General features: G+C 45.5%; 6 protein-coding genes. All 6 read left to right on the forward strand.

What is annotated here, in order from left to right:
• The coding region (locus tag Q0241_RS17390; RefSeq protein ID WP_299379948.1) for a proton-conducting transporter membrane subunit at positions 1–504 on the forward strand (504 nt) is incomplete at its 5' end.
• Positions 505–508: 4 nt separating this feature from the next.
• Positions 509–1,276, forward strand: coding sequence for a biotin--[acetyl-CoA-carboxylase] ligase (locus Q0241_RS17395; RefSeq protein ID WP_299379951.1), 768 nt, complete (start codon positions 509–511; stop codon positions 1,274–1,276).
• A gap of 26 nt (positions 1,277–1,302) precedes the next feature.
• Positions 1,303–2,079 carry a type III pantothenate kinase gene (locus Q0241_RS17400; protein WP_299379954.1) on the forward strand — a complete coding sequence of 259 codons (777 nt, stop codon included), beginning with the start codon at positions 1,303–1,305 and terminating at the stop codon, positions 2,077–2,079.
• Positions 2,080–2,091: 12 nt separating this feature from the next.
• Positions 2,092–3,777: a ribonuclease J gene (locus Q0241_RS17405; protein ID WP_299379957.1), complete on the forward strand. Its 1,686-nt coding sequence runs from the start codon at positions 2,092–2,094 to the stop codon at positions 3,775–3,777.
• Between the two features lie 13 nt (positions 3,778–3,790).
• Positions 3,791–4,195: a methylmalonyl-CoA epimerase gene (gene mce, locus Q0241_RS17410; RefSeq protein ID WP_299379960.1), complete on the forward strand. Its 405-nt coding sequence runs from the start codon at positions 3,791–3,793 to the stop codon at positions 4,193–4,195.
• Between the two features lie 18 nt (positions 4,196–4,213).
• Entirely contained in the window at positions 4,214–4,456 is a 243-nt protein-coding gene (locus Q0241_RS17415; protein ID WP_299379963.1) for a DUF1467 family protein, read from the forward strand.
• Positions 4,457–4,608 lie beyond the last annotated feature (152 nt).

Below are 4,608 nucleotides of genomic sequence, written 5' to 3' on the forward strand. Positions count from 1 at the left end.
GCTGCTGGAACGCAGGCGGGTGTTGAAGGTCTTGTCATTTACATGACGATTTACATCTTCATGAACATGGGAACCTTTGCGTGTATTCTTAGCATGCGCCAGAAAGGCACCATGGTTGAAGATATTGATGATCTCAAAGGCTTGAGTAAAACAAGCCCGGCGATGGCACTGGCCTTAACAATTTTCATGTTCTCAATGGCTGGTATTCCTCCTCTCGCTGGTTTCTTTGCCAAGTACGTGGTTTTTGCTGCTGCTGTTGATGCGGGTCTGACCACATTGGCTGTGATTGGTATTTTGACTTCTGTAATCGGAGCGTTTTATTACCTCCGCATTATTAAAGTTATGTACTTTGATGAGCCAAGTGGATCTTTCGACAAACCTATTGGTGCTGAAATGACATTGGTATTGACAATAACAACTGCTTTTGTCGTGTTCTTCATTCTGTTCTCATCACCAATTATGGATGGTGCAGCGGTTGCTGCTTCGGCTCTCTTTGCCGGGTAAAGATATGAAAGAGGGAACCTCATCCCTTGTCATTCCATCTTCTTTTGCAGTGATCTGCAAAGAAGAAGTAGGTAGTACAAATGATGAGGTTCGTCTTCTTGCTGAACAGGGGGCCCAAGACGGAACAATCGTCTGGGCCCTTCGTCAATCTGCGGGACGGGGAAGACAAGGGCGAACATGGGTTAGTCCTGTCGGAAATCTATATTTTTCGACACTTTTACGCCCTGAGAAATCTATTGCTGAAGCCGCTAACCTAAGCTTTGTTGCATCTTTGGCCCTGTCCGATGCCATACGTCAACTGGATCGAAAGCTTGTGTCTGGCTTGAAGTGGCCTAATGATGTTTTGCTTTCTGGGAAAAAAGTGTCCGGTGTCCTGCTTGAGAGTAAAGCGGACCGTTCTGGTAACCTTGATTATTTGATTATGGGGGTAGGGGTTAACCTTGTTCACTATCCGGATGATGCTCGTTATCCTGCGACCAGTTTGCGTGAACAGGGGCTGTCAGATGATATCGGAGCCGATAAATTGTTGGAAAGCTTTATCAATAGTTTTGACGCCAGATACAAACTATGGAAGAAAGAGGGCTTCGATAGTGTGCGGTCAGCTTGGCTGGATCAGGCACATGGTTTAGGTGAAAAAATTTACGTCAGGCTTCCCGGCGAAACACTTTCCGGCCGATTTGTCACCATCGACAAAGATGGTGCACTGGATTTAGATCTGGAAAATGGCAAACAGCGGCTGGTTACCGCAGGGGACGTCTTCTTTGCTTCTTGAAACCGAGATAGACACCGAGACAGATAATGCTGCTTGTTATTGATTCAGGTAATACAAATGTGGTTTTTGCCATTTATGACGGGCATGACCAAAAAGGCTATTGGCGCGCGACCAGTGACAGTAAAAAAACGGCTGATGAATATGCCGTCTGGTTAACGCAGCTTATGGCTTTAAAAGGACTGGAGCCAAAAGACATCACGGGTGCGATCCTTGCCAATGTTGTTCCTGCGTCAAACTATAACCTCAAAACATTATGCCAGAGCTATTTTTCCTGTACGCCGCTAATGGTTGAGTTAGGTAAAATTGATTTGGGGTTGAAAGTAAATATCGATCACCCCGAACAAGCGGGCGCTGACCGCCTTGTGAATGCTGTGGCCGGGTACCAACGTTATGGTGGTAATCTTGTTCTGATCGATTTTGGAACGGCAACGACCTTTGACATTGTTGGTGCCGACGGTGCCTATGAGGGGGGCGTCATCGCGCCGGGTGTTAACCTGTCTATTGAAGCGCTGTATATGGCGTCAGCAAAGCTCCCCCGGATCGATATCAAGGCGCCTTCACAGGTGATTGGTAAAGCAACCATCCCTGCTATGGAATCAGGCATCTTCTGGGGCTATATATCTATGGTCGAAGGCATGGTACAACGCATCCGCGATGAATACGGTACCCCGCTAAAGGTTGTTGCGACCGGTGGCTTGGCGCAGTTGTTTGATACGGCGACAGATGTCATTGATCATATTGATAAAGATGTAACTCTTCGTGGCTTGATTGCCATCTATGAATTAAATAGTCAAAAGACTTAAGTTAGGTAAGAAATGCGTAAAGCGGTTGTCGCTAAGAAAGACGAGCTCTTGTTCCTGCCTCTTGGTGGTACAGGCGAAATTGGGATGAACCTGAACCTCTATGGCCATAATGGTAAGTGGCTGATGGTGGATTTGGGGATTTCTTTTGCTGATGGGGCAAGGTATCCGGGTATTGATGTTATCATGCCGGACCCGACCTTTATTGAAGAGCAGAGAGAGAACCTCGTCGGATTGGTTCTGACCCATGCGCACGAAGATCACATCGGTGCTGTTCCACATTTGTGGTCTGAATTGCGGTGCCCGATTTATTGTACACCTTTCACCAAATCGATGGTCTATTCCAAATTGGTTGAGGCCGGGATTGAAGATGAAGCCGAAATTACGGTTATTCCTGTTGCGGGTACTTTTACGGCGGGTCCATTTGAAATCGAGTTGATTTCTATGACCCACTCTATTCCGGAACCAGCTTCTTTGTTGATCAGAACTGCATGTGGCACGGTTTTTCATTCTGGGGACTGGAAATTTGATCCTGAACCTTTGGTTGGCCCGCATTATGACAAGAAGCGTCTTCAGGCTTTGGCCGATGAAGATATTCTGGCAATGATCAGTGATTCAACCAATGTGATGTCTACCAGTGAATCCGGGTCTGAAGCATCTGTTCGTAATGGGCTTATTGATGTAATCGCAAAATGCACAGGCCGTGTTGCGGTGACGTGTTTTGCAAGTAACGTGGCAAGAGTTGAATCCGTTATGAAAGCGGCAGAGATTTGCGGACGTCGGGTTGTTCTTCTTGGACGTTCAATGCACAGAATATATGCGGCGGCTCGTGAGAATGGCTATCTCAAAACAGTCGCTCCTTTACTTTCCGAGGATGAATTTTCCTATATGCCCAAGGGCGAAGTTCTTGTTCTTTGTACTGGGAGCCAGGGGGAACCACGGTCTGCCTTGTCACGCTTGTCAAAGGACGGGTTCAAGCATGTATATCTGGAAGAGGACGATACGATTATCTTCTCGTCCAGAATCATTCCAGGAAATGAGACATCAATTTTCAGGCTGCAAAATAACCTGTCTGAGCTGGGTGTGCGTGTGATTACTGATCGGGACGAACATGTTCATGTATCCGGACATCCGGGGAAAGAAGAAGTTCGCAAGCTTTATGAGTGGGTGCAACCCAAAGTCTCTGTGCCTGTTCATGGTGAAGCGCGGCATCTACGTGCCCATGCAAAACTAGCTGCTGAATGTGGTGTGAAAACCCAGATCGTGGCAAAGAATGGTCATCTTATCCGTCTGGCACCAGGTAAGGCAGAAAAGATTAAAGAAATAGATTCCGGGCTTCTCGCAATAGAAGATCGTCGCCTTATTCCAATTGATAGCCCGATTATCAAAGCGCGTCAGAAAATGATGTATAACGGATCGGCGGTTGTTTCTCTGGTTATCAATGAAGCAAACATGCTGGCTGATACGCCTCAATTGACCGTTCAGGGAATTCTTGATCTTGATGAAGAGTTTGAGGACTTTGAAGACGCAATCAATTATCTGAAAGATATCTTTGGCACACTGAAAAAATCTGAAATGAAAAATGACAGTATTATTCGCGAAGTTGCTATTCGCGCTGTGCGTCGTCATTTTAGCAAAATTTATGACAAGAAGCCTGTAACGGATGTACATATTATCCGTTTGGCTTCTTATCTGGATTAAAAGAGGTTTAACAATGATTGGTCGTTTAAATCATGTTGCGATTGCTGTTCCCGATTTGAATGCAGCGGTTGCCCAGTATCGTGATGTGTTGGGGGCGGAAGTGACCGAAGCGGTTGATCAGCCTGATCATGGTGTAACAGTCGTCTTTGTCAATCTTCCCAATACCAAAATAGAATTTCTTTATCCCTTGGGTGAGAATTCGCCAATCGGCAATTTTCTGGAAAAGAACCCTGCTGGTGGTATTCATCATATCTGTTACGAGGTTGATGATATTATTGCGGCGAGGGATAAGCTTAAAGCAGAAGGCGCTAGGGTGCTTGGGGACGGCGAACCTAAAATAGGGGCGCATAACAAACCAGTCCTTTTCCTGCATCCAAAAGATTTTTGTGGAACCCTTGTTGAGCTGGAACAGGCTTAGGTTGAGAGAGAATTAAAGATGAACTGGGTTACGGGTATTCTTGTTTACGTTATTATTTGGTGGTTGATATTTTTTATGGCGCTTCCCTTTGGTGTTCGAGCCGAAGAAAATCCTGAAGTTGGTCATGAACCCTCAGCCCCGAAAAATCCGATGCTTCTGCGTAAGGCCCTTATCACGAGTGCCATCGCAGCTGTTTTGTGGGGCGTTGCTTATTACGTTATTACTAATCAATTGATCACAATTGGTGAGTTAGCCTATTAATTGTAATGAGTAATAGATAAAGCATTATAGATTTATAAACGGCCTGTTGATATTATTACCAGCAGGCCGCTTTTCTTGACTTACCTTCTTAATAGGGTTTGGTAATGCATTGTTATCATTGTTTTTATTTGATTAGAAGTTTTCGTTCCTTC

The organism is uncultured Kiloniella sp. (assembly GCF_937128705.1).
Lineage (GTDB): Bacteria > Pseudomonadota > Alphaproteobacteria > Kiloniellales > Kiloniellaceae > Kiloniella.